Raw genomic sequence first — 22,780 nt, 5'->3', positions numbered from 1 at the left:
GTGCCGGATGTCGCGTTCGACCGGGATTGCCCGGCCCGGCGGTGTGGGGCAGGGGCGCCGGGGAGGGGGAACCGGGAACGGGGCGCGGCGGGGAGGCGGGCCGGGCCGCTCGCGGGCTCCCGGTGGAGTCCGACGGCCCGCCGGTGGGCGGCGATCGCCGGGCTCGGCGCCCCGGCCGACCGGGTCGGCGGCGTCGAGCGATCACCGAGCCCCGGCCGCTCACGGCGCCGGTGGCGCCGGGCGCTCCTCCTCGGGGGCGGTCGACGCCGCCCGCCGCGTCGGGAACTCGGTGGCCCAGTGCGGGCCGACCAGGAGCTCGCCGAGCCGCTCGATGTCGGCGGCCATGTCGATGTCCGGGTCGAGCAGCCACTGGAGCTGGATGCCGTCGGCGGCGGCGATGAAGATCCGGGCGAGCCAGGCCGCGTCCACGGCGGCGGGGTCGGTGACGCCGTGCTCGATGCGCTCCGCGAGTCGGGCGCGGAAGTGGGCGTAGCGGTGTTCGAAGAAGTCGTGCGCGGGGTGGTCGGGTTCGGCCGCCGCCGCCGCGAGGTCGACGAAGAGCTTGACCAGCCCCGGGGTGGACGCGTTGTGCCGCAGCACCGCCGCGTGCGGCAGCTCGGTGCCCTCGGGGTCGGGGCCGAAGCGCTCCTCGGCCGCCGCGTCCCGCGCCTCCAGGACGGCCGTGAGCAGGGCCTCCTTGCTGCCGAAGTGGTGCACCACGCCGGCGTAGGTCATCCCGGCGCGCTGGGCGATGTCGCGCAGCGAGACGTTGCGCCCCCCTGCCTCCGCGTAGGCGGCGAGCGCGGCGTCGATGATCTGCTGGCGCTTGGCCGAGGTCTTGGCGTACGGCCCCCGAGGCTTGCTCATGGGCGGAGTCTATCGGGAGTGTCACGAAAACATATCTGTGTCAGGTTTTAGGAATGGCGCCGGCAGCACGGTCGGTACCACCAGCGCCCGCCGCCACCAGCGCGCGCCGCGCCGGTCGAACCCGAGCCCGCACAGCGCCGCGACCACCACCCCGCTCCACGGCCACACCCCGGACGGGATCGGGTCGGTGATCCCGCTCGGCGCCGGCACGGCGACGGCGCCGGCGCCGACGCGAGCGCGATCGGGCCCCGTCGGCGCAGCCGGCTCCTGTCCCGTCGGCTCACCGTGGCCAGGAACGGCGCGAGGGCCGCGGCCCGGACCGTCCACGGGAACCAGCGGTCGAGCAGGGAGACGTTCATACGGCCGCAGGCCGGGGGTGGAGGATGGCAGGCCGGTTAGAGGCTGGGTGTTTTCCGGAAGAGCGCTGTGAGGAGGAACGGGACGCCGAACAGCTCGGAGCCGGCGTCCTGGGCGGCCATCGGCCGGACTTCCAGCGGGGTGAACTCGCGGAACAGCGAGCGGAGTTCGTCCGGCGAGTAGGCGAGGCCGCCCTCCAGGGTGCCGAGCCGGTAGAGCTCCTCGTCGGGGCGCTCGGAGCCCGTCGCGCCGGCCGCGAAGGCGGTGACGGCGAAGTGCCCGCCGGGGGCGAGGACCCGGTCGAGGAGGGCCAGGTAGCTGACCCGGCGGTGCGGAGGGAGGTGGTGCAGGCAGCCGGAGTCGTAGACCAAGTCGTACTGGGCGGTGGGGAGTTCGGCCTCGAAGATGCTCGCCCGGTGGAAGCGCGGGCCGGCGCCCGTGCCCGCCTCTCGTGCGCGCTCCTCGGCCCAGGCGAGGGCGGTGGCGGAGAGGTCGACGGCGTCCACCTCGAAGCCGCGCGAGGCCAGGTGGATCGCGTTGCGGCCGTTGCCGCAGCCGAGGTCGAGCGCCCGGCCGGGGCGCAGGAGGCCGCGGTCCAGGTAGGAGGCCAGGTTCTCGTCGGGCTTGGGCGCGAAGAACGGGCGCTCGGCGGACCGGTCCGCGTAGAAGCGGTCCCAGAACGGTTCGGCGGGCGGGAAGAGGCCGTCCAGGAGGACGAGGACGTCCTCGACGGTGCGGATCGCACGGTTCATGCCGTCGAGCCTAGGTGCCCCGGCCGGTGTGCGCCCGGGTCCCGAAAACGCTCGGACGGTGGGCCGTTGGGCCGCCCGAGGCCCGGCCCGGGCCGGGCCTCCCGGGCCCGGTCCGGGGCCCGGCGGCGCCACCGCCCCGCCCCGGCAAGGGGCGTTCCTGCGGGGCGGGCGGGGCACCGAGGAAGGGGCGGGCATAACGGTTCGAGCACACCTCGGGGGTGAGGCCGAGGGCGGGGCCGCGAGGCCTCGCCGTCGCGGGGGCGGGAGGCGACGCCGACGATGCCGTCGGCGACCGCGAGGTCGGCAGGCGTGGGCGTCTCCGCCCGGAGGGGGAGGGATCGTGACGGATCTCGGCCGGCCGTGTTAGGTTCGCGCGCATTCGAACAGGCCTGCGTGCTTTGGGGGAGCGATGGCCGTTGTACCGGTGAGTGCCCGGTGGTTGACCGGGTTGGGCATCCTGGCGTTCCTGCTGCCGGTTCCCGTGGCGGGGAGCCACGGGTCGGGGGGGTTGTACTTCTACCTGCCCGTGCTGCTGTGCGTCGCGGCCTGTGCCGTGCCGGCGTTCTTCCGGCGCCGGGACCGCTTCCGGGTCGCCTGTGCGGCCGCCGGGATGACGGTGGCGGCGGTGTCGGCGCCGCCGGGGCTCCTCGGCCTCGTGTTCGCGGTGACCGTGCCGGATTGGGCCTGGCTGCTCTACCTCGCCTTCCTCGCCCTGCCCGTCACCGCGATCGCCGCGCTGATCGCCGGCTTCCAGCGGGCCAAGGGCCGCGAGAGAGGCCGGCGGGCGATCGTGGTGGCCTGGACGGCCATGGTGATCACGGCGATCGGCTGGGGGTACCTCACCACCCTCGCACTGGACTGAGGGGCGGCCCCGGCACCCCGGCACCCCGGCCCCGGCTCCGGCCTTCGCCTCGGGCCCCGGGCCCCCGGGCGCCGGGCCGCCGGACGTCCACCCGCGCCGTGCCGATCGCCTTGCCCGTCAGCTCGTTTCCGGGGCTGCTCGCCGCTGCGTTGGGGGTGCCGGGCGCCGAGGGCGGGCCTCGGCGGGGCGCCAAACCCTAGGATCGGGGGGATGATCACCGTTCCGGCCGGCCGGGTCACCCTCTCCGACCGCCGCACCCAGCGCAGTTGGACCGTCGATGTGGACTCCCACGAGCTGGCGGCCTGTCCGGTGACGCGAGAGCAGTACGAGGGCCTGACCGGCGACCGCCGTCCCGCGCACAGCGTCTCCTGGCTCGACGCCGTCCGCTACTGCAACGAGCTGTCCCGGCGCGAACACCGCCTGCCCGCCTACGAGGTGGACGGCGACGAGGTCTCCTGGGACCGCTCCGCCGACGGCTACCGGCTGCCCACCGAGGCCGAGTGGGAGCACGCCTGCCGCGCCGGCACCGACGGCCCCCGCTACGGCCCGCTGGACGAGATCGCCTGGCACCGCGGGAACTCGGACGAGCGCCCGCACGAGGTGGGCGAGCTGCGCCCCAACGCCTACGGGCTGCACGACCTGCTCGGCAACGTCTGGGAGTGGTGCTGGGACCTCTACGACCCCGAGGTGTACGGCGGTTACCGCGTCCTGCGAGGCGGCGGCTGGTTCGACGAGCACTGGAGCTGCCGCGCCTCCGTCCGCCGCCGCAGCCATCCGACCCTGCGCATCGACGACGTGGGATTCCGGCTCGCCCGGTCGATCACACCCGGACAGGGACCGCCGGGCGCGGTGAAGGACGTCCGACGCCACCCGTGAGGGCGCGAAGCGGCCGAGGGCCTCGCGTGACGGCGAACGGCGGTTCCTCGGCCGGGTCACCGCCCGGCACCCGGCCGAGGAACCGCCGTGGCCGCCCGGCCGTTGGCGCCTGCATGAGTGATGAGAGCGTCTCCCTGCGCCCGATCGTCCAGGCCGACCTGGCCGCCTTCGACGCGATGCTGAACGACCCCGAGGCGCTGGGCGAGTTCCAGTGGTACGGCTGGCGGGACCCGCAGCGGTTCAGCCGGCAGTGGGCGGAGAACGGGCTGCTGGGGGAGGACCGGTGGATCCTCGCGGTGGCCGTCCAGGACGAGTTCCGCGGCTTCGTCGCCGCCACCCGTACCGGCCCGCGGCCGGCCTCCCCGTACTGGAGCCTCGGTGCGCAGCTGGTGCCGGAGGCGCGCGGGCGGGGGATCGGGACGCGGGCCCAGCGGCTGCTGGTGGAGTACGTGTTCGCGCACACGCCGACCATGCGGCTGGAGGCGGACACCGAGGCCGGCAACCTCGCCGAGCAGCGCGTCCTGGAGAAGCTCGGCTTCACCAGGGAGGGCGTGCAGCGCGCGGTGACCTTCCGGGACGGCGAGTGGCGCGACGTCGTCCGCTACAGCCTGCTGCGCACCGACCCGCGGCCCTGAGGCGTTTCTACGGTCCGTCGTCGGCGCCGGGGCCGGTGGGGACGGGCTCCGGGCCGGTGGCCGGATCGCGGGTGAGCAGGTAGCGGGCGCCCGGACCGGCCTCCCCGGCCCGGTCGGCGGCGTTGTAGAGGGCGCAGCGGGACAGCGACAGGCAGCCGCAGCCGATGCAGCCGGTGAGCTTGGCCTTCAACCGCTCCAGTTCGGCGATCTGCTCGTCGATCCTGCTCTGCCAGGACGCGGCGACCTTGTCCCACTCGGTGCCGCTGGGGGCCGGGCGCTCGGGGAGGCGGTCCAGCGCGACCTTCGCCTCGTCCAGGGAGAGGCCGACCCGCTGGGCGGCGCGGATGAAGGCGATCCGGCGCAGCGTCCCCCGGGTGTAGCGGCGCTGGCCGCCGGCGGTGCGGGTGGCGTGGATCAGGTCGAGGCTCTCGTAGTAGCGCAGCGCCGAGTGGGCGAGGCCGCTGCGGGCGGCGAGCTGGCCGATGGTGAGCAGGTCGCTGTGGTGCGGGCCGGTGGCCCGGTGGCCGTCGGTGTGGGCGGTCATGGGAACCCACTGTAGTCGCTTGACCTCAAGTCGGCTTTAAGTCGCACCATCGTGGTCATGACGACGAACACGACGGCCGGGGCCGCTCACGGGGCCCGGTTCGAGGACCTGCCGGCCCTGATGGGCCTGATGACCGGCGACGAGAAGCACGGCCCCGCCGCCACCTCCACCCTGGACGCGCTCTGGGTGCTGTACGACCGGGTCCTGAGGGTCACCCCGGCCACCGCCGAGGAGCAGGACCGGGACCGCTTCCTGCTGTCCAAGGGCCACGGCCCGATGGCGTACTACGCGGTGCTGGCGGCCAAGGGCTTCATCGACCCCGCCGTGCTGCCGAGCTTCGGCGGCTACGACTCGCCGCTCGGCCACCACCCGGACCGCACCCTGCTGCCCGGTGTGGAGATCGCCTCCGGCTCGCTCGGCCACGGCCTGCCGCTGGCCGTCGGCACCGCGCTCGGGCTGCGGGCGCAGGGGCTGACCGGCCCGGCGGTGTGGGTGCTGGTCGGCGACGCGGAGTTCGACGAGGGCTCCAACGCCGAGGCGGTGGCCTTCGCCGGGGCGTACGGGCTGGACCGGCTGCACGTGGTGGTGATCGACAACTCCTCGGCCACGCACGGCTGGCAGGGCGGCATCGACCGGCGCTTCGCGGCCGAGGGCTGGTCGACCGCGACGGTGGACGGCCGCGACCACGAGGCGCTGTACCGGGCCTTCACCGCCGAGCACCCGGGCCGCCCGCACGTGGTGGTCGCCCGGGTCGAACCCAAGGAAGCCTGAGCACCTCCCGCCGGCTCCGCTCGGCGGAGCCTCCAACCCTCCCGCCACGAAAGGCAGTCCACCGATGGACACCATGCGAGACCGCTTCGTCGACGTCACCACCCGCCTGCTGGACGAGGACCCCCGGCTGGCCCTGGTGCTGGCCGACATCACCGCGGCCGCCTTCGCCCCGGCGCAGGAGCGCCACCCCGACCGGGTGGTCAACGTCGGCATCCGCGAGCAGCTGCTGATCGGCGCGGCCGGCGGCCTGGCGCTCAGCGGGATGCGTCCGATCGCCCACACCTTCGCCAGCTTCCTGATCGAACGGCCCTTCGAGCAGGTCAAGTTGGACCTGGTCCACCAGGGCGTCGGCGCCGTCCTGGTGAGCGCGGCCGGCTCCTACGACTGGCCGGCCGGCGGCCGGACCCACATGTCGCCGGGTGACGTCGCCCTGCTGGACACCCTGCCGGACTGGACCGTCCACGTGCCCGGCCACCCGGACGAGGCCGAGCGGCTGCTGCGCCACGCCTACGCGGACGGCGACCGCAACGTGTACGTCCGGCTCTCGGCGCACCAGAACGCGGCGCCGGTGGCCGTCGAGCCGGGCCGCTTCACCCCCGTCCGGACCGGCTCGCGCGGCGTGGTGCTGGCCGTCGGCCCGATGCTGGACGCGGTGCTGGCGGCCACCGAGGGCCTGGACGCCACCGTGCTGTACGCGGCGACGGTGCGTCCCTTCGACGGCGCCGGGCTGCGCGCGGCGCTGGGCGAGCGGACGGACGTGGTGCTGGTGGAGCCGTACCTGGCGGGCACCTCCGCCAACGAGGCGCACGAGGCGCTGGCCGACCGCCCGCACCGGGTGCTGGCGCTGGGCGTGCCGCGCGAGGAGCACCGGCACTACGGCTCGATCGCGGAGCACCTGGCCGCCTACGGCCTGGACGCGGCGGGGCTGCGGGAGCGGATCGGGGCCTTCCTCCGGTAGGCGGGTCCCTTCCCCCGGGTACGCCGCGGTCCCCGGACGGCGCGGCCCGGCGCTCAGACGGTGACGATCGCCACCGCGTCCGCCGCCACCCGGACCGCGGACCCGTCCAGCGCCGCCGCCCCGAAGGCCGCCACCACCTCGCGCCCGGCGGCCCCCAGCGGCAGCGCGGCCTCGTCCGGCCCGAGGTTGACCGCGATCCGGTACGGCCCCCGGTGCACCACCAGCCGGCCGGCCGCCTCGTCGAACTCCACCCGCACCGCGCCGAGGTCCGGATCGGACAGCTCCGCCCGCTCGCGCCGCAGCCGGATCAACCGCCGGTACCAGTCGAGCAGTTCGGCGTGCGGGGAGCGCCGGTGCTCGGTCCAGTCGAGCACCGAGCGCAGCACGGTGGCGGGCTCCTGCGGGTCCGGGACGGCCTCGGCGGCCCAGCCGTGCTCGGCGAACTCCCGCCGCCGGCCCTGCCGGACGGCTTCGGCGAGCGCCGGGTCGGTGTGGGCGGTGAAGTACTGCCAGGGGGTGGTGGCGCCCCACTCCTCGCCCATGAACAGCATCGGGGTGAACGGGGAGGTGAGCACCAGCGCGGCGCCGCAGGCGAGCCGGCCGGGGGAGAGGCCGGCGGAGAGGCGGTCCCCGAGCGCGCGGTTGCCGACCTGGTCGTGGGTCTGGAGGTAGCCGAGCAGCCGGTGCCCGTTGCCGAGGGGGGTGAACGGGCGCCCGTGGCGGCGGCCCCGGAAGGAGGACCAGGTGCCGTCGTGGAAGAACCCCCGGGTGAGCGTCTTGGCGAGGGCGGCGAGCGGCGCGCGCGCGAAGTCCCCGTAGTAGCCCTGGGATTCGCCGGTGAGCGCGCAGTGCAGGGCGTGGTGGAAGTCGTCGCTCCACTGGGCGGTGAGTCCGTGGCCGCCGGCCTCGCGCGGGGCGGTGGTGGCCGGGGTGTTGCGGTCGGACTCGGCGACCAGGAACAGCGGCCGGTTGGTGGCGACCGCCAACTTCTCCACCTCGTAGGAGAGTTCCGCCAGGAAGTGGACGGCGCTGTTGTCGGCGAGGGCGTGCACGGCGTCCAGCCGCAGCCCGTCGATCCGGTAGTCGCGCAGCCAGGCCAGCGCGCTGCCGATCAGGTAGGCGCGCACCTCGTCCGAGCCCGGCGCGTCCAGGTTGACCGCCGAGCCCCACGGGGTGTGGTGCCGGTCGGTGAAGTACGGGCCGTAGGCGGGGAGGTGGTTGCCGGACGGTCCGAGGTGGTTGTGCACCACGTCCAGGACCACGCCGAGGCCCTTGCGGTGGGCGGCGTCCACGAAGCGCTTGAGCCCCTCGGGGCCGCCGTAGGGCTCGTGGACGGCCCAGAGCGAGACCCCGTCGTAGCCCCAGCCGTGCCGGCCGGGGAACGGGCAGACCGGCATCAGCTCGACGAAGTCCACGCCCAACTCGACCAGGTGGTCCAGGCGTTCGGCGGCGGCGTCGAAGGTGCCGCGGGCGGTGAAGGTGCCCACGTGCAGCTCGTACAGCACCGCGCCGGGCAGCGCCCGGCCGCGCCGGCCCGCCTCCGACCAGCGGAACGCGGCGTGGTCCACCGGGCGGCTCGGTCCGTCCGGGCCGTGCGGCTGCCGGGGCGAGCGCGGGTCGGGCAGCGGCGGGCCGTCGTCGAGCCGGAAGGCGTAGTCGCCCGCCGGGGCGTCCCCGGACCACCACCCCGGGCGGTCCCGGCAGCGCGCCAACTCGTAGGAGAAGCCGTTGACTTCGACCCGCACCCGGGCCTCGGCGCGCGGCGCCCACACCTCGTAGGCCGGCATCAGCCCCTCCTCGCCAGGAGTGCCACCGGGGAGGACGCCAGCAGCTGCGCCACCGGCACCGGGCCGGCCGGGAAGTTCCGCAGGGTCAGCTCGTCCGTCCACGGCCCGCCGGCCGGCAGCTCCAACGCGGTGTCCCGCCAGCCGCCCGCCCGTTCCAGCCGGTGGGGCAGCCGGGTGACGGCGGTGACGAGGTCGTCGCCCCGGGCGAAGGCCAGCAGGTGCTCCGCGGCCGGGCCGGTGGCCGCCAGCGGCCGGTACGGGCCGAGCGGGCGGGCGCGGCGCAGGTGCAGCGCGGTGGTGGTGAGGTGCAGCTTCTCCCGGGCGAGGTCGCCGGGGCGCGGCGCGGCCGCGTCGGTGAGCCGCACGGCGAGCGCGCCGAAGTCCACCACACCCCGGTTGTCCGGGTCCACCAGGGTGTACAGCGGCTCCTCGCTGCCCTGGTAGAGGTCCGGCACGCCCGGCACGGTGAGGTGCAGCAGGGCGGCGGCCAGGGTGTTGGCGCGGGCGTACGGGGCGAGGGCGTGCACGGCGCCCTCGATCCGGGGGAGCAGCCCGGGGTTGGCGTAGGCGGCGCGGGCCCGCTGTTCCAGCTGCTGTTCGTAGTGCGGGTCGGGGGCGGTCCAGGAGGTGTGCTCCTTGGCCTCGCGGGCGGCCTTGAGCAGGGCGGCGACCAGCCGGTCCGGGGAGATCGGCCAGGCGGCGACCAGGGTGTGCCACAGCAGCCAGTCGGCGTCCGGGTCGAAGCCGGGCCCGGCGGCGGTGGACCAGGCGGCGGCCTCGGCGGCCCAGGCGTCCGGTCGTTCGGCGAGCGCGGTGAGCCGGGCTCGGGCGTCGGCGCTGCGCTTGGTGTCGTGGGTGGAGAGCACCGTCATGCTGTGCGGCCAGGTGCGCTCCAGGTAGCGGCACCAGTCGTGGAACTCCGCCGGGTGCAGCCCGGGCCGGGCGGGCTCGCCGCCGACCTCGTTGAGGCCGGGCAGCGCGTTCCAGCGGTAGAAGGCGGTGTCCTCGACGCCCTTGGCGGCCACCGCGGCGGCGGTCTGGGCGAAGCGCACGCAGAACTCGTCCTTGTCGGCGCCGCGGCCCAGTTCACCGAGCGCGAGCGCGGCCAGCAGGCGGTCGGTCGGGTCGTCGGAGCCGTCCAGGGCGGCCCGCAGCTGCTGCGCCGAGACGGTCGGGACCACCTCGCCCGGCCGGGCGTACGGCCGGTACGCGGGGTAGCCGGTGAGCAGCCGGCCGAGCGCGGCGCGCAGCTGCCCGGGCGAGTGGTCGGCGTGCGCGGGTTCGGCGGCGCCGATCCGCTGGGCGATCCGCACCAGCCGCTCGACCTCGGCGGCGAGTTCGCCGTCCGGCCCGGTCATGTCGGCGCGCCCGCGCCGGGCGGCGGCGATCGCCGGGTGCGGGTCCTCGCAGAGGTCCCGCACCGGGCCGCCGTGCCGGAAGGACTCGTACGCTCCGGCCAGCCGGCAGGCGCCCGCGTGGTCGGTGAGCACGCCGTCGATCCGGCGCAGCGCGTCGTAGCCGGTGGTGCCGGCCACCGGCCACTCCTCGGGCAGCCGTTCCTCGCCGGTGAGGATCTTCTCGACCACGACGTACGCCCCGCCGGTCGCCTCGGCGAGGCGCCGCAGGTAGCCGAGCGGGTCGGCGAGCCCGTCCGGGTGGTCGATCCGGAAGCCGTCCAGGACGCCGTCGGCGTGCAGTCCGAGCAGCACGGCGTGGGTGGCGGCGAACACCTCCGGGTCCTCGGCGCGCAGCGCGATCAGCTCGTTGACGGTGAAGAACCGCCGGTAGTTGAGCTCGGTGCGGGCCAGGCGCCACCAGGCGAGCCGGTACCACTGGCGCGCGAGCAGCTCGGGCAGCGGCAGGTCCTCGGTGCCGGGGCGCAGCGGCAGTTCGTGCCGGTGGTAGCGCAGCACCCCGGCGTCCACGGTGAGCTGGTCCAGGACGGCGCCGAGCCGGTCGCCGAGCAGCGGCAGCAGCACCCGCCCGCGCCCGGGGGCGTCGACGGGGCCCGGCTGGGCGGTCCAGTCGATGTCGAACCAGCGCGCGTACGGCGAGTCGGGCCCGTCGCGCAGCACCTGCCACAGCGGCCGGTTGAGCCGTTCGGGGGTGGGCACCGCCATGTGGTTGGGCACCACGTCGGCGATCAGCCCCAGCCCGTGGCGGTGCGCGGCGGCGGCCAGCCCGCGCAGCGCGGGCTCGCCGCCGAGCTGTTCGCTGATCCGGGTGTGGTCGACGGTGTCGTAGCCGTGGGTGGAGCCGGGGACGGCCTCCAGCAGCGGGGAGAGGTGCAGGTGGGTGACGCCGAGCGCGGCCAGGTAGGGGACGGCGGCGGTGGCGTCGTGGAGGGTGAACCCGGGCTGGAGCTGGAGGCGGTACGAGGAGGAGGGGACGGCGGCGGCCGGGCGGGGCTGCGGGGGCTCGGCGGCGGGGGTCATAGCTCCATAGGTACCCGGGGGAGGCCGCCACCAAGACCCGCTGCTGGCCCGAACAGGTGACCGCCCGGCCCGTCGGAAGGGCCCGCGGTGACCGCCCGGGCCGAGCGAGGGGCCGGCGGCTCCTACGCGGGCCGTTGCAGCACCATCAGCGAGCGGTCGGTGAGCCACAGCGCGTCCCCGGCCTTGACCCTGGCCCCCGTGCCGGGGGCGGGCAGCCGGGGCTGGGCGGTGTCCACGACGACCTGCCACTCCTGCCCGTGCCCGGCGGGCACGGTGAACTCCAGCGGCTCGAAGTGCGCGTTGAACATCAGCAGGAAGGAGTCGTCGACGATCCGCCCGCCGCGCCGGTCCGGCTCGGAGATCGCGTAGCCGTTGAGGAAGACGGTCAGCGACTTGGCGTAGCTGGCGCCCCAGTTGCGCTTGGTCATCTCCTCCCCGGCCGGGGTGAACCAGGCGATGTCGGTGAGGTCGTCGAACCCCCCGGAGGCGGGCGCCGGCCGGCCGTGGCCCGACACCGGCCGGCCGTGGAAGAACCGCCGCCGCCGGAACACCGGGTGGTCGCGGCGCAGCCAGATCATCGCCTGGGTGAACTCCAGCAGCCGCGCCTGCGGCCCGTCGCCCTCGGGCCAGTGCACCCAGGTGAGTTCGTTGTCCTGGCAGTAGGCGTTGTTGTTGCCCAGCTGGGTGCGGCCGAGTTCGTCGCCGTGGGAGAGCATCGGCACGCCCTGGGAGAGCATCAGGGTGGCGATGAAGTTGCGCTGCTGGCGCGCGCGCAGCTCCTCGACGGCCGGATCGGTGGTGGGGCCCTCGACGCCGCAGTTCCAGGAGCGGTTGAAGGACTCGCCGTCCCGGTTGTCCTCGCCGTTGGCCTCGTTGTGCTTCTCGTTGTACGAGACCAGGTCGCGCAGCGTGAAACCGTCGTGGCAGGTCACGAAGTTGATCGAGGCGATCGGGCGGCGCCCGTCGTCCTGGTAGAGGTCGGAGGAGCCGGTCAGCCGGGAGCCGAACTCGGCGAGGGTCGCGGTCTCGCCGCGCCACAGGTCGCGCACGGTGTCCCGGTACTTGCCGTTCCACTCCGTCCACAGCGGCGGGAAGTTGCCCACCTGGTAGCCGCCCTCGCCGAGGTCCCAGGGCTCGGCGATCAGCTTGGCCTGGGAGACCACCGGGTCCTGCTGGACCAGGTCGAAGAAGGAGGAGAGCCGGTCCACCTCGTGGAACTGCCGGGCGAGGGTGGCGGCGAGGTCGAAGCGGAAGCCGTCCACGTGCATCTCGGTGACCCAGTAGCGCAGCGAGTCCATGATCAGCTGGAGCACGTGCGGGCTGCGCATCAGCAGGCTGTTGCCGGTGCCGGTGGTGTCCTCGTAGAAGCGCTGGTCCTGGGCGAGGCGGTAGTAGGAGACGTTGTCCAGCCCGCGCAGCGACAGCGTCGGGCCCAGGTGGTTGCCCTCGGCGGTGTGGTTGTAGACGACGTCGAGGATCACCTCGATCCCGGCCGCGTGCAGCGCCTTGACCATGGACTTGAACTCCTGCACCTGCTGGCCCCGGTCGCCGGTGGAGGAGTAGGAGGAGTGCGGGGCGAAGAAGCCGATGGTGTTGTAGCCCCAGTAGTTGGACAGGCCCAGGTCCCGCAGCCGGTGGTCCCGGACGAACTGGTGGACCGGCATCAGCTCGATCGCGGTGACGCCGAGCTTGGCGAGGTGCTCGATCACCGCGGGGTGGGCCAGGCCGGCGTAGCTGCCCCGGATCTCCTCGGGGATGCCCGGGTGCAGCCGGGTGAGGCCCTTGACGTGGGCCTCGTAGATGACGGTGCGGTGGTAGTCGGTGCGCGGCGGGCGGTCGGTGCCCCAGTCGAAGTACGGGTTGATCACCACCGAGTGCATGGTGTGCGGGGCGGAGTCCAGGTCGTTGCGGCGCTCGGGGGCGCCGAAGTGGTAGCCGTAGACCGACTCGTCCCAGTCGATGTGGCCGCTCATCGCCTTGGCGTACGGGTCCAGCAGCAGCTTGGCGCTGTTGTGCCGCTGGCCCAGGCCCGGGTTGTACGGGCCGTGCACGCGGAAGCCGTAGCGCTGGCCGGGCTGGACGCCGGGGAGGTAGGCGTGCCGGACGAAGGCGTCCGTCTCGCGCAGTTCGACGGCCGTCTCGGAGCCGTCCGCGCCGATCAGGCACAGCTCGATCCGGTCGGCGCTCTCGGAGAACACGGCGAAGTTGGTGCCGGCCCCGTCGTAGGTGGCACCGAGCGGGTAGGGCGTACCGGGCCAGACCTGCATGACTCCTCAACTCCCATCTGGCGTACGGAAACTGACAGATAGTCCGACTACCTTCCCGGACCCGTGCGCTCTCTTCCCGGCCGGGCGGCCGGGCATGTGCGACGCTCGCGCGCCGTGACGCACGGCACAGCCCGCAATCCTCCCCGAGCCCTCCCCCGGAGGCCGGGAGGTAGTGCCGGGGTTCGCCCGAACGGGTGTCCGGCGGTCATTCCTGTGAAGATTCCGGGCGGTCCGCGGCACGGGCGGGGCCGCCTCCGCGCGGGCCCGCCGGGGATCCGGCTGCGGGCGGCTCGCGGCGGGCAGTACCCTTGATCGTCCGGCCGCCCCGGCCGACCCGGTGCTTGTCAACGGCCTGTCAACGGTCCCCGCGCCCGCGGGGTTCAGCCGCAGATGAGGTGGCGCATGGTGTTCCCCGCTGGCGGCCGCGGCTCCGGGCCCGGCGGCCCCGACCGGGGCGCCGCCCGCAGCGAGGCGCCCACGGTCGTCATGCGCCCCACCCTGACCGGCCGGGCCCTGGTGCCCGCCCAGGCCGGGCCCGTCGAGATACCCGCACTGGCCTGGTCCGCCGGCGAGTGGGAGGAGGCCTACCAGCGGGTGCGGCTCTCCGGCCGCGCGTACGTCTGGCTCAACCTGGTCGAGCAGCGGCTGCGCGCCCTGGTCGACGAGGTGCTCCACCCGATCTACGCCCCCGCCCACGGCGAGGACTGGGTCACCGCCGCCGCCGGACCGGTCGGCGAGGAGTGGGCCCACCGGGCCGGCGCCGTGCGCGAGGTCAGCCGCCGCAAGGGCTACCTGCTCGACCCCGCCGACGACGACCCGCTGGTCTTCCTCACCCTGCCCCAGCTGCGCGAGCTGATGGTCCAGCACTGGCCCTGCTTCGAGCCCTTCCTGGCCGACCGGCGCGAGATCGAACTCGCCCTGGACGAACTGGAAGTCGCCCGGCACGTCGTCTCCCGCAACCGGGTGCTCACCCAGACCGTGCTCGCCCAGACCGAACGGGCCGCCGCCCGGCTGCTCGCCGTCCTCGACGGCGGCACCGGCGGCGGGGTGCCCGCCGACGTGGTCGAATCCCTGGTCGCCGGCCGCTACGCCGACGTGGTCGCGGTGCACGCCGACCGGGTCCGGCTCCAGCGCGACCTGCCCGTGGAGGACCTGCTGGACGGCGCCCGGCGCCTCGACGCGCTCGGCATCGGCCTCGGCATGCTCTGCCAGAACTACACCGGCAAGCGCCTGGTGCGCCTCGCCTCGGACGGCTGCCGGGTACGGCTGCTGTTCCTCAACCCGGCGAGCAGCGCGGTGCGCCGCCGCGAACGCGAACTCGGCCTCGGCCGCAGCGAGCTGTCCCGCTCCATCGAGATGAACATCATGCACGTGCGGCGGGTCCGGGCCCACCTGCGGGACCAGGGCGGCTTCGAGATCCGGGTCTTCGACGAGACCCCGCGCTTCACCGCCTACCTGGTCGAGGGCCCCCGCACCGCCGGCCAGGGCGGCGGCCGCCGCCAGGGCCGCGACCTCGGCGTCATCCAGCCCTACCTGCGCCGCGCCCGCGGCATGGAGTCCCCGGCCCTGGTACTGCGCGGCGGCGCCGGCCAGCAGCCCGGCGGCACCGAGCCGGGCCTGCTGGAGGTCTACCGCGAGGAGTTCGAGGGCGTCTGGGCCGACTCCCGGCCGGTGTCCTGAGAAAGGCACTGGTCGGCGCGGCGGCGCGGCTGCCAGACTGCGGGCCGTGAACAGCGACCCGGACTGGAGCCTGCGCCCCGCCACGCCCGACGACGTCGAACCCCTCGCCGACCTGCGGGCCGAGGTGATGCGCGCCGACCTCGAACGCCTCGGCCGCTACGACGCGCACCTGGTCCGCCGGCGGCTGCGCGACGGCTTCTCGCCCGAGCACACCTCGATCGTGCTGGTCGGGCGGACGCCCCGGGGCCGCTCCTTCGCCGGGTCCGTCACCGTCCGCCCCGCCGCACAGGGCGGCCGGTGGCTGGAGCACTTCTACCTCCACCCGCGCCACCAGGGCCGGGGCCTCGGCACCGCCGTACTGCGCCACGTCCTCGCCGAGGCCGACGCGGCGGGCGACCCCGTCCGGCTGAACGTCCTGCGGGGCAGCGCCGCCCGCCGCCTGTACGAACGGCACGGCTTCCTGCCCGAGCACGAGGACGAGATCGACGTCTTCCTCCACCGCCCGGTGCCCGTGGTGCGCACCGACCCGGCCGCCGAACGGCTGCGGGACACGGCCCTGTTGTGGAGCACGGGGGAGCTGACCGCCCGCGACGTGGTCGACGCCGCCTGCGCGATCCTCGTCGCCGGATCCGACGGCGAGGCGCTCACCGCCCTCGCCGCCTGCCCGGACGCCGAGGCCGCCGACCGGGTGCCGGACCTGCTGCCGCCCGCCCTCGCGGAGTTCGGACTGCTCTTCCACCCGCCCGGCGGCATGCCCGCCAAGCGGGCCGTCCTGCGGGCGCTCGCCACCCGGCTGCTCTCCGGCACGTACGGCCCGGAGGAACTGGCCCGCCGCGTCCACCGGCGCTTCGGCCACGACTTCGCCGAGGCCGATCCCCTCGCCCGCCTCCACGACGAATACGCCACGGCGGACTACGGCACCCGCACCCGGGCAGAACTGGACGCCGACGTCCTCGCCGAAGCCCGCCGCCTGGCGGCCCGGGGCGGCGGGAGCCGCTGACCGGGCTCCCCGTGGGCCGGGTTGTCGGTGGGGCGGGTGATGATAGGGGCTGTTTCGGGAGACAGGACGGAAGGACACACCTGATGAGCTGGTGGCAGCAGCCACTGGTCGGCTTCGACCTGGAGACCACGGGCACCGACCCGGCCGTGGACCGCATCGTCACGGCCGCCCTCGTGGACACCGTCGGAGCCGCCCGGGTGGGCGCCGCGCACTGGCTGCTCGACCCGGGGGTGCCGATACCCGCCGAGGCGGAGGCGATCCACGGGATCGGGGACGAGGAGGCACGGCGCAAGGGCAGGCCGGCGAAGGAAGCGGTGGAGGAGATAGCCGCCGCGCTGTGCGAGCGGATCGCCGACGGGCGGCCGGTCGTGGCCTTCAACGCCCCGTTCGACCTCTCGCTGCTGGACGCCGAGTTGCGCCGGTACGGGCTCGCGACGCTCGACGAGCGCCTGGGCCGACCGGTCGGGCCGGTGCTGGACGCCCTGGTCATCGACCGGGCCGTGGACAGGTACCGCAAGGGCTCGCGCACCCTCCAGCGGGTCTGCGAGCTGTACGGGGTCGAACTGACGGACGCCCACGAGGCGGGCAGCGACGCGCTGGCCGCCGTCCGGGTCGCCGTCGCGCTCGCCGGGCGCTACCCGGCCGAGGTGGGGGCGGTGGAGCCCGCCGAACTGCACCGCCGGCAGGTCGACTGGTACCGGCAGTGGGCCGAGGGCCTCCAGGCCTGGCTGCGACGCGGCAAGGACCCGCGGGCCGTGGTCGACCCGCGCTGGCCCGCCCGGTGACGGCCGTCCGGCACGATGCCCGGATGACCGTACGCCTCGCCCGCCCCGACGACCTGCCCGGCTTCCTCGCCCTCGCCGCCGAGGTCGAGCACTGGTTCGGCCCGATGGTCGCCGAGCCGGGCTTCCACCGCGCGGTGCGCGACAGCGTCGACCAGGGCCTGGCGACCGTCGCCGAGGACGGCGAGGGGCTGCTCGGCGGCCTGCTGTTCGGCGTCGGCGGCGAGGGGCCGCACCACCTGCACTGGCTGGTGGTCGCCGGTCGCGCCCGGGGCACCGGCGTCGGCCGGGAGCTGGTCGAGGACGTGCTGCGCCGCCACGTCCGGGGCCCGGCCACCGTCGAGGTGGTGACCTTCGGCCCGGACCACCCGGGCGCGGTGGCGAGCGGCGCCCGGGTCTTCTACGAGCGGCTGGGCTTCACCCCGGCCGAGGCCACCGACCCGGGCCCGGAGGGCGGCTCCCGGCAGGTCTACCGGCTGACCGTCACCGGACCGGGCACCGACTGACGCCCGCCCGGGGGCGCTACGCGGCCGGGAAGTCGAAGGTGTACCCCTGCTCGACCAGCCAGGGCAGCAGCTGCTTGAGGGCGGCCACGGTCTGGCTCCGGTCGCCGCCGCCGTCGTGCATCAGGATCACCCCGCCGGGCTTGAGCTGCCGCTGCACGGCCGACACGATCGCCGGCACGCCCGGACGCGACCAGTCGCGCGGGTCGACGGACCAGCCCAGCGAGGACATCCCCAGGCCCGCCGTGATGTGCTCGTTGTCGGCGTTGAAGCCGCCGCCCGGAGCGCGGAACCAGCCGACCTCGGTGCCCGGGCCGCCCGCCTGGACGATCATGTCCCGGGCGGCGGTGATCTCGTAGGCCGCCTTGTCGTGCGGGAGCTTCGCGAACGGCTGCGGGTGGTGGACGCTGTGGTCGCAGAGCCGGTGCCCGGCGGCCACGATCCGCTTGACCATGGCCGGGTTGGCGGCGGCGTTCTGGCCGATCTCGCAGAACACGGCCTTGGCGTGGTACTGGGCCAGCAGGTCGAGGATCTGGCCGGTGGCCGGGCCGGGGCCGTCGTCGAAGGTGAGCGCGACGGTGCGGCCGCCGGAGGCGGTGGAGCCGATCACGGTGCCCGCCCCGGTGTGCGGCGGCGGCGGCGCGGCGGGCGAGGCCGGGGCACCCGTCGGGGTAGCGGTCGGCGCGGCCGGGGTGGCCGGCGCACTGGGCTTGGCGGAGACGGGCGAGCCCGTCGCCGTCGACGGGTACGGCTTCGCCGGCGACGCCGAAGCGGCGGGCGAGGCGGGGGAGGCCGTGGCGGTGCCCGGCGGCACGGCGTCCGAGCCGGGCCGCGGCGCGATGGTGGTCGCCGCCGTCCCGCTCGGCTGGGCGCTCGCGGCCGGCGCCCCGGAGGCCGTGGGGGCGCTCGACGACTGGAGCGCGCCGCTCGCCGTCCCGCACGCCGCCAGGCCCAGGGCGGCGGCCACCGCGACACAGCCCGCGAGCAGCCGGCGCCTGGAGCGGGTCAGTCGGGTCGGGGCGGAGGGATGGCGGGCGGTCCGGTGCATGGCGGCGGCTCCTGAGGTGCGAGTGCGGTGCCGGTTTCTCGGGTCAGGACGACTGTCCGATAGGACGCCGATCGTACGTGGCCCGGTTGCGGACCGGACCGAACCGTCCCAGGAGTCTTCTCACACTCGCCCCGGTTGGCGCCCCGGCGCCGGCCGGGGTATCGCCGCCGCCCTCAGAACGGGTACCAGCGCACCTCGGCGGCCCCGTCCCGCAGTGAGTCGACCCGGCGCCGGAACTCCTTCAGCGCGGCCGGGTTGCTGGCCGCCTGCTGCGCCACCCAGGAGGCGCTGGCGGTCTCCCGGGCGCCGCGCAGCACCGCGAAGCCGGGCCACTCGCGCACGTCCCAGCCGTACGCCTCGGTGAACGTGCGGTACTCCTCGGCGGGCACGCCGTACCGGTCCTGGCTGAGGGCGAGGACCACCAGGTCGTGCTCGCGCAGGTCGTTGGCCATGAACTCCAGGTCGAGCAGCACCGGCCCGTCCGGGCCGACGTGGACGTTGCGCGGCAGCGCGTCGCCGTGGATGACCCCGGGGTGCAGCCGCGGCACCAGGTCGGGCAGGGCGGCCTCGAAGGCCTCCCGGCGGTGGCGCAGGAAGGCGACGTCCGCCGGGTCGACGTGGCCCTCGGCGGAGGCCAGCCAGCGTTCGACCGGGGCCAGCAGGTCGCGCCGGCCGAGGGTGAAGGGCGGCAGCGGCAGCCGGTGCAGGGCGCGCAGCAGCGGGGCGAGGTCGACCGGGCGGGCGGGGCGGACGGCGGGCGCGAGCCGGTACCAGAAGGTGACCGGGTGGCCGTCGGCCAGCTGCGGCTCGGGCGCCACCGCGTCGTACGGGCGCACCACCGGCACGTCCTGCCCGGCCAGCCAGTGGGCGAGGGCCAGCTCGCGGTGCGCCCGGTCGTACAGCTCGGGGCCGCGGCCGACCTTGGCGACCACGGCCGGGTCGCCGAGGTCGAAGACGGCGTTCTCGCCGAGCGCGAGCAGCGCGGCGCCGTCCGGGGCGGGCAGCCCGGCGGACTCGCAGGCGTGGGCGAGCAGCAGCCGGGCGCGGCCCTCGTCGAAGGGGATCATGACTGGGCTCCGTTCCGCCGCTGTCCGTCCGGGCGTTCCGGACGGTGATCATCATGACGCACGGACGCCGGGCCCCGCGCGTCGCGGGGCGCGGCGCCGGCCGGGCGTGACCGGCGTCACCGCCCGCTCTGGCCTGCGCCGGGAGGCCTGACCGGGCACCGGCGCGGCCCCGGCGGTCCGGGTGCCGCGGTGGGGCGCCGCCGATCGGGGCGTCCGGGCCGGGGCCGGTCCTCACGGGCCGCACCGGTGGTTCCCTGAGGGCAGGTGAGGGTCGTCACCGGACCGGACCGGCGCGGGCGCGGGAGCGGCGGGCCCGGGGCCGGGGGAGTCACCGGCCGCCGTGCGCCGGCCGCGTCCCGGTGCCCCGTCCGATGTCAGGCGGCAGGTCTTCCGATGCTCCGTCGGCCGGGCGGGCAGGCCGTTGCCCGGCGCTCCTGCGGGGCCGGGGTGGGGTTTTCCCTACCCTGAGCGCTACCCCGAGATCTCCTCCTGGGGGATAGGGGGTGTGACTCCACCCTGAGGGGGACCTGTCTCCACCCGGAGCACGAGGTCAACGGGCTTGCGCCCGGGAGAGACTGGGTCGGGGCCGCTTCGGGGCGGCCTACGGGGGTTGAAGCAGACGGGGGCTCCTTGCCGGGCGGCAAGCAAGTGCTCGTAGGATGACGCCCCAGACCCACTTACCTGCCGACCGGCAAGGGGGCCTTCGGGCGTCCCCGGCCGGTCCTGCCGTCGCCCAGCGTCCCGTCCCCCAAGGGCTGCGGTGAACCATGCCCAGGAGGCATCACGAGCATGTTCCACCGACTCGGACAATTCGTCGTTCGCCGCCCCTGGTGGGTGATCGGCGCATGGCTGATCGCCGCGGTCGCGATCATCGCGACCGCCCCGCCGCTGAAGGCCAACACCGATGAGGCGGCCTTCCTGCCCAAGCACTACGAGTCCATCCAGGCCGCGGACGTCCAGCAGAAGGCGTTCCCGTCCAACATCTCGCCCTCCGCGCTGCTGCTCTTCGAGCGCACCGACGGCGGCGCCCTGGACGACGGCGACGCGGCGACCATGACCAAGGTCACCCAGGGGCTGGCCGACAAGAAGATCCCGCTGGTCGAGATGGTCGTCCCGGTCTCCCCGGCGTCGTACTCCAAGGACCACAAGTACGCGATGTCGATGGTCTCCATCGACAAGACCAAGATGCAGTCGGAGGAGTACACCGACGCCGCGAAGAAGCTCCGCGAGGAGGGCACCGCGCTCGCCTCCGGCAGCAACCTCAAGTTCCAGGTCGGCGGCCCGGCCGCGATGAACCTGGACCAGCAGGACGCCGGCAAGAAGGCCGGCATGCTGATCGGCCTCGGCACGATCGTGATCATCCTGCTCACGCTCGGGATCATCTTCCGCAGCCCGATCATCGCGCTGCTGCCGATCCTCTCGGTGGTCATCTACTCGATGGTCGCCACCGGCCTGATCGCCGACGCCAGCAAGGTGTTCGGACTCAAGGCCGACAGCTCGATGGAACAGATCCTCACCGTCGTGCTCTACGGCGTCGGCACCGACTACTTCCTGTTCCTGATGTTCCGCTACCGCGAGCGGCTGCGGGCCGGGGACGGCCGCCGGCAGGCCGTCGCCAACGCGGTCTCCCGGGTCGGCGAGGCCATCACCTCCGCCGCCGGCGCCGTCGTGGTCGCCTTCGCCGTGCTCGTCCTGTCCAGCCTCGGCATGTTCAAGGCACTCGGCCCCTCGCTGGCCATCGCGGTGGCCGTCACCGCGATCGCCTCGGTCACCCTCGTGCCCGCGATCCTCTGCCTGATCCCCGAGAAGGTCCTGTTCTGGCCCTCCAAGGCCTGGCAGCGCGAGCCGTCCAACGCCCGCTTCGCCGCGATGGGCCGCGCCGTCGGCCGCCGCCCGGCCGCCGCCGCCGCGCTCTCCGGCCTGGTGATGGTCGGCCTCGCGGTCGCCGCGCTCAACTACCAGGGCACCTTCGACATGGCCGGCAGCTCGATGCCGAAGTCCAAGGAGTCGATGGTCGTCCAGGACACCATGATCAAGGCCTACTCGGCCGGTGCCGCCGACCCCGCCCACGTCTACCTGACCAGCCAGGACGGCAAGAAGATCGACGTCGCCGGGCTCAAGGGCTACGTGGAGGACCTGGGCAAGGTGCCCGGCGTGGCCGGCGCCGCCATGCCGGACCCGGAGCACGGTGTCAGCAAGGACGGGCTCACCGCCGACATCACCGTCGTCCTCAAGGACGAGGCGGCCAGCAACAAGGCCATCGACACCATCGGCGAGGTCCGCACCGTCGCCCACGACCACGCGCCCGCCGGTACCAAGGCCTACGTCGCCGGCACCACCTCCGTGTACAAGGACATCAACACGGCGATGGCCCACGACTACAGCCTGGTCTTCCCGATCGCCGCGGTGCTGATCATGGTGATCCTCGGCCTGCTGCTGCGCAGCGTGGTCGCCCCGTGGTACCTGATGGCCTCGGTCGGCCTGGGCTTCGGCGCCACCCTCGGCGCCACCACCCTGCTGTTCCAGAACATCAAGGGCGAGCAGGGCCTGATGTTCATGCTGCCGATCCTGATCTACCTGTTCGTGGTCGCGCTCGGCACCGACTACAACATCCTGATGATCGCCCGACTGCGCGAGGAGGCCCGCGAGGGCCGCAGCCCCCGCGAGGCGGCGAGCCAGGCGATCCGCCACGGCGGCCCGACGGTGGCGGCGGCCGGCTTCATCCTGGCCGCGACCTTCGGCACCATGCTGCTGGCCGGGAACACCATGATGAGCGAGATGGGCTTCTCGATCGCCATCGGCATCCTCATCGCGGCCTTCGTGATGTCGATGTTCTTCACCCCGGCGCTCACCGCGCTGCTCGGCCGCCGCGCCTGGTGGCCCGGGCACGGGGACACCGCCGGCCACGGTCACGGCCACGGGGAGGGCCCGGCCCCGCAGGCCGACCCGTACGGCATGCCGGAGCCGGCCGGCCGGCGCTGACCGGCCGGCGCTGACCGGCCGGCCCGAGGAGGAACAGGCGGCGCCCCGCTTCGGCGGGGCGCCGCCTGCCCCTTTCCCGGGGCCGTCAAACGTGATCTACAGGGCGGGAAAATCCCCGGTCACCCGGGGTGGCACCGTGCTACAGTCGAAGCAGTTGCAGTTTTGGTTCCCATGAACGTGGTGTGCGCCTGCTGGTTCCAACCGACAGGCGCATTTGTTTTGTCCGGTGTTTCAGTCTCCGGATGGGGATCGCGGCTACTTGGGGATTCACGAGGTGTGGGTCCCTGATGCCCCAGTTAGAGGAGACGGTTATGGCTACCGGCACCGTGAAGTGGTTCAACAGCGAAAAGGGCTTCGGCTTCATCGAGCAGGATGGTGGCGGCGCCGACGTGTTCGCCCACTACTCGAACATCCAGGCTCAGGGCTTCCGTGAGCTGTTCGAGGGCCAGAAGGTCGAGTTCGACGTGACCCAGGGCCAGAAGGGCCCGCAGGCCGAGAACATCCAGATCATCGGCTGACGTCAGCTCCCACGCTGACTCGCGATCATCGCGAAGCGGGGGCCCGCACCGCTCGGTGCGGGCCCCCGCTCATGCCGCCGTACGGCCGG

At 74.6% G+C, this 22,780-nt stretch carries 19 protein-coding genes; 11 read left to right on the top strand and 8 right to left on the bottom strand.

Annotation, left to right across the window (positions count from 1 at the left end; genetic code table 11):
* Nucleotides 1-219 precede the first annotated feature (219 nt).
* Together ACZ55U_RS24680 and ACZ55U_RS24675 are read right to left on the bottom strand one after the other, a co-directional pair.
* Nucleotides 220-867 carry a TetR/AcrR family transcriptional regulator gene (locus tag ACZ55U_RS24680; protein ID WP_465529013.1) on the bottom strand — a complete coding sequence of 216 codons (648 nt, stop codon included), beginning with the start codon at nt 865-867 and terminating at the stop codon, nt 220-222.
* Nucleotides 868-1,262: 395 nt separating this feature from the next.
* Nucleotides 1,263-1,976 (bottom strand): class I SAM-dependent methyltransferase, encoded by a 714-nt coding sequence (locus tag ACZ55U_RS24675; RefSeq protein ID WP_465529011.1) that lies wholly within the window; start codon nt 1,974-1,976, stop codon nt 1,263-1,265.
* A 409-nt stretch (nt 1,977-2,385) separates the two neighbouring features.
* Here ACZ55U_RS24675 and ACZ55U_RS24670 point away from each other — a divergent pair, with 409 nt between their 5' ends.
* From ACZ55U_RS24670 to ACZ55U_RS24660, 3 genes are all read left to right on the top strand, one after another.
* Complete coding sequence (locus tag ACZ55U_RS24670; RefSeq protein ID WP_465529009.1) at nt 2,386-2,838, top strand: hypothetical protein; 453 nt, start codon at nt 2,386-2,388, stop codon at nt 2,836-2,838.
* 210 nt (nt 2,839-3,048) lie between these two features.
* Entirely contained in the window at nt 3,049-3,714 is a 666-nt protein-coding gene (locus ACZ55U_RS24665; RefSeq protein ID WP_465529007.1) for a formylglycine-generating enzyme family protein, read from the top strand.
* Between the two features lie 113 nt (nt 3,715-3,827).
* Entirely contained in the window at nt 3,828-4,349 is a 522-nt protein-coding gene (locus ACZ55U_RS24660) for a GNAT family N-acetyltransferase (RefSeq protein ID WP_465529005.1), read from the top strand.
* 7 nt (nt 4,350-4,356) lie between these two features.
* Here the strand turns inward: ACZ55U_RS24660 and soxR are convergent, their stop codons facing one another.
* On the bottom strand, nt 4,357-4,893 hold the full coding sequence (gene soxR / locus ACZ55U_RS24655) for a redox-sensitive transcriptional activator SoxR (RefSeq protein ID WP_465529003.1): 537 nt from the start codon (nt 4,891-4,893) through the stop codon (nt 4,357-4,359).
* Nucleotides 4,894-4,950: 57 nt separating this feature from the next.
* Between soxR and ACZ55U_RS24650 the strand changes: the two genes are divergently transcribed.
* Together ACZ55U_RS24650 and ACZ55U_RS24645 are read left to right on the top strand one after the other, a co-directional pair.
* Nucleotides 4,951-5,664 carry a thiamine pyrophosphate-dependent enzyme gene (locus ACZ55U_RS24650; RefSeq protein ID WP_465529001.1) on the top strand — a complete coding sequence of 238 codons (714 nt, stop codon included), beginning with the start codon at nt 4,951-4,953 and terminating at the stop codon, nt 5,662-5,664.
* Nucleotides 5,665-5,728: 64 nt separating this feature from the next.
* Nucleotides 5,729-6,622: a transketolase family protein gene (locus ACZ55U_RS24645; RefSeq protein WP_465528999.1), complete on the top strand. Its 894-nt coding sequence runs from the start codon at nt 5,729-5,731 to the stop codon at nt 6,620-6,622.
* A 53-nt stretch (nt 6,623-6,675) separates the two neighbouring features.
* Here the strand turns inward: ACZ55U_RS24645 and treZ are convergent, their stop codons facing one another.
* The 3 genes from treZ to glgX form a co-directional block, all read right to left on the bottom strand.
* Nucleotides 6,676-8,409 (bottom strand): malto-oligosyltrehalose trehalohydrolase, encoded by a 1,734-nt coding sequence (gene treZ, locus ACZ55U_RS24640; RefSeq protein WP_465528997.1) that lies wholly within the window; start codon nt 8,407-8,409, stop codon nt 6,676-6,678.
* Nucleotides 8,409-10,844 (bottom strand): malto-oligosyltrehalose synthase, encoded by a 2,436-nt coding sequence (treY, locus tag ACZ55U_RS24635; RefSeq protein WP_465528995.1) that lies wholly within the window; start codon nt 10,842-10,844, stop codon nt 8,409-8,411. Before treY ends, treZ begins: the two co-directional genes overlap by 1 nt.
* A gap of 122 nt (nt 10,845-10,966) precedes the next feature.
* Nucleotides 10,967-13,111, bottom strand: a complete 2,145-nt coding sequence (glgX, locus tag ACZ55U_RS24630) for a glycogen debranching protein GlgX (RefSeq protein ID WP_465528993.1) — start codon at nt 13,109-13,111, stop codon at nt 10,967-10,969.
* 486 nt (nt 13,112-13,597) lie between these two features.
* On the opposite strand from glgX, the gene ACZ55U_RS24625 reads away from it, so the two are divergent.
* The 4 genes from ACZ55U_RS24625 to ACZ55U_RS24610 all read left to right on the top strand — a co-directional run bounded on the left by ACZ55U_RS24625 (nt 13,598) and on the right by ACZ55U_RS24610 (nt 17,079).
* The gene (locus tag ACZ55U_RS24625; RefSeq protein WP_465529082.1) at nt 13,598-14,791 is read left to right on the top strand and encodes an SAV2148 family HEPN domain-containing protein; all 1,194 of its coding nucleotides are present in this window, start codon (nt 13,598-13,600) and stop codon (nt 14,789-14,791) included.
* A gap of 46 nt (nt 14,792-14,837) precedes the next feature.
* The gene (locus ACZ55U_RS24620; protein ID WP_465528991.1) at nt 14,838-15,791 is read left to right on the top strand and encodes a GNAT family N-acetyltransferase; all 954 of its coding nucleotides are present in this window, start codon (nt 14,838-14,840) and stop codon (nt 15,789-15,791) included.
* An 83-nt stretch (nt 15,792-15,874) separates the two neighbouring features.
* Nucleotides 15,875-16,576 (top strand): exonuclease domain-containing protein, encoded by a 702-nt coding sequence (locus ACZ55U_RS24615; RefSeq protein ID WP_465528989.1) that lies wholly within the window; start codon nt 15,875-15,877, stop codon nt 16,574-16,576.
* Between the two features lie 23 nt (nt 16,577-16,599).
* Nucleotides 16,600-17,079 carry a GNAT family N-acetyltransferase gene (locus tag ACZ55U_RS24610; RefSeq protein ID WP_465528987.1) on the top strand — a complete coding sequence of 160 codons (480 nt, stop codon included), beginning with the start codon at nt 16,600-16,602 and terminating at the stop codon, nt 17,077-17,079.
* 16 nt (nt 17,080-17,095) lie between these two features.
* On the opposite strand, the gene ACZ55U_RS24605 is transcribed toward ACZ55U_RS24610, so the two are convergent.
* Both ACZ55U_RS24605 and ACZ55U_RS24600 read right to left on the bottom strand, forming a co-directional pair.
* Entirely contained in the window at nt 17,096-18,124 is a 1,029-nt protein-coding gene (locus tag ACZ55U_RS24605; protein ID WP_465528985.1) for a polysaccharide deacetylase family protein, read from the bottom strand.
* A 173-nt stretch (nt 18,125-18,297) separates the two neighbouring features.
* The gene (locus ACZ55U_RS24600; protein ID WP_465528983.1) at nt 18,298-19,191 is read right to left on the bottom strand and encodes a phosphotransferase enzyme family protein; all 894 of its coding nucleotides are present in this window, start codon (nt 19,189-19,191) and stop codon (nt 18,298-18,300) included.
* A 789-nt stretch (nt 19,192-19,980) separates the two neighbouring features.
* On the opposite strand from ACZ55U_RS24600, the gene ACZ55U_RS24595 reads away from it, so the two are divergent.
* Nucleotides 19,981-22,173, top strand: a complete 2,193-nt coding sequence (locus ACZ55U_RS24595; RefSeq protein ID WP_465528981.1) for an MMPL family transporter — start codon at nt 19,981-19,983, stop codon at nt 22,171-22,173.
* A gap of 311 nt (nt 22,174-22,484) precedes the next feature.
* The gene (locus ACZ55U_RS24590) at nt 22,485-22,691 is read left to right on the top strand and encodes a cold-shock protein (protein ID WP_030060364.1); all 207 of its coding nucleotides are present in this window, start codon (nt 22,485-22,487) and stop codon (nt 22,689-22,691) included.
* The last annotated feature ends 89 nt before the right edge of the window (nt 22,692-22,780 follow it).

Source organism: Kitasatospora sp. NPDC034533, from assembly GCF_055575155.1.
Note: the sequence above shows the minus strand (reverse complement) of the source record. Positions and strands in the feature narration are given on the sequence as shown.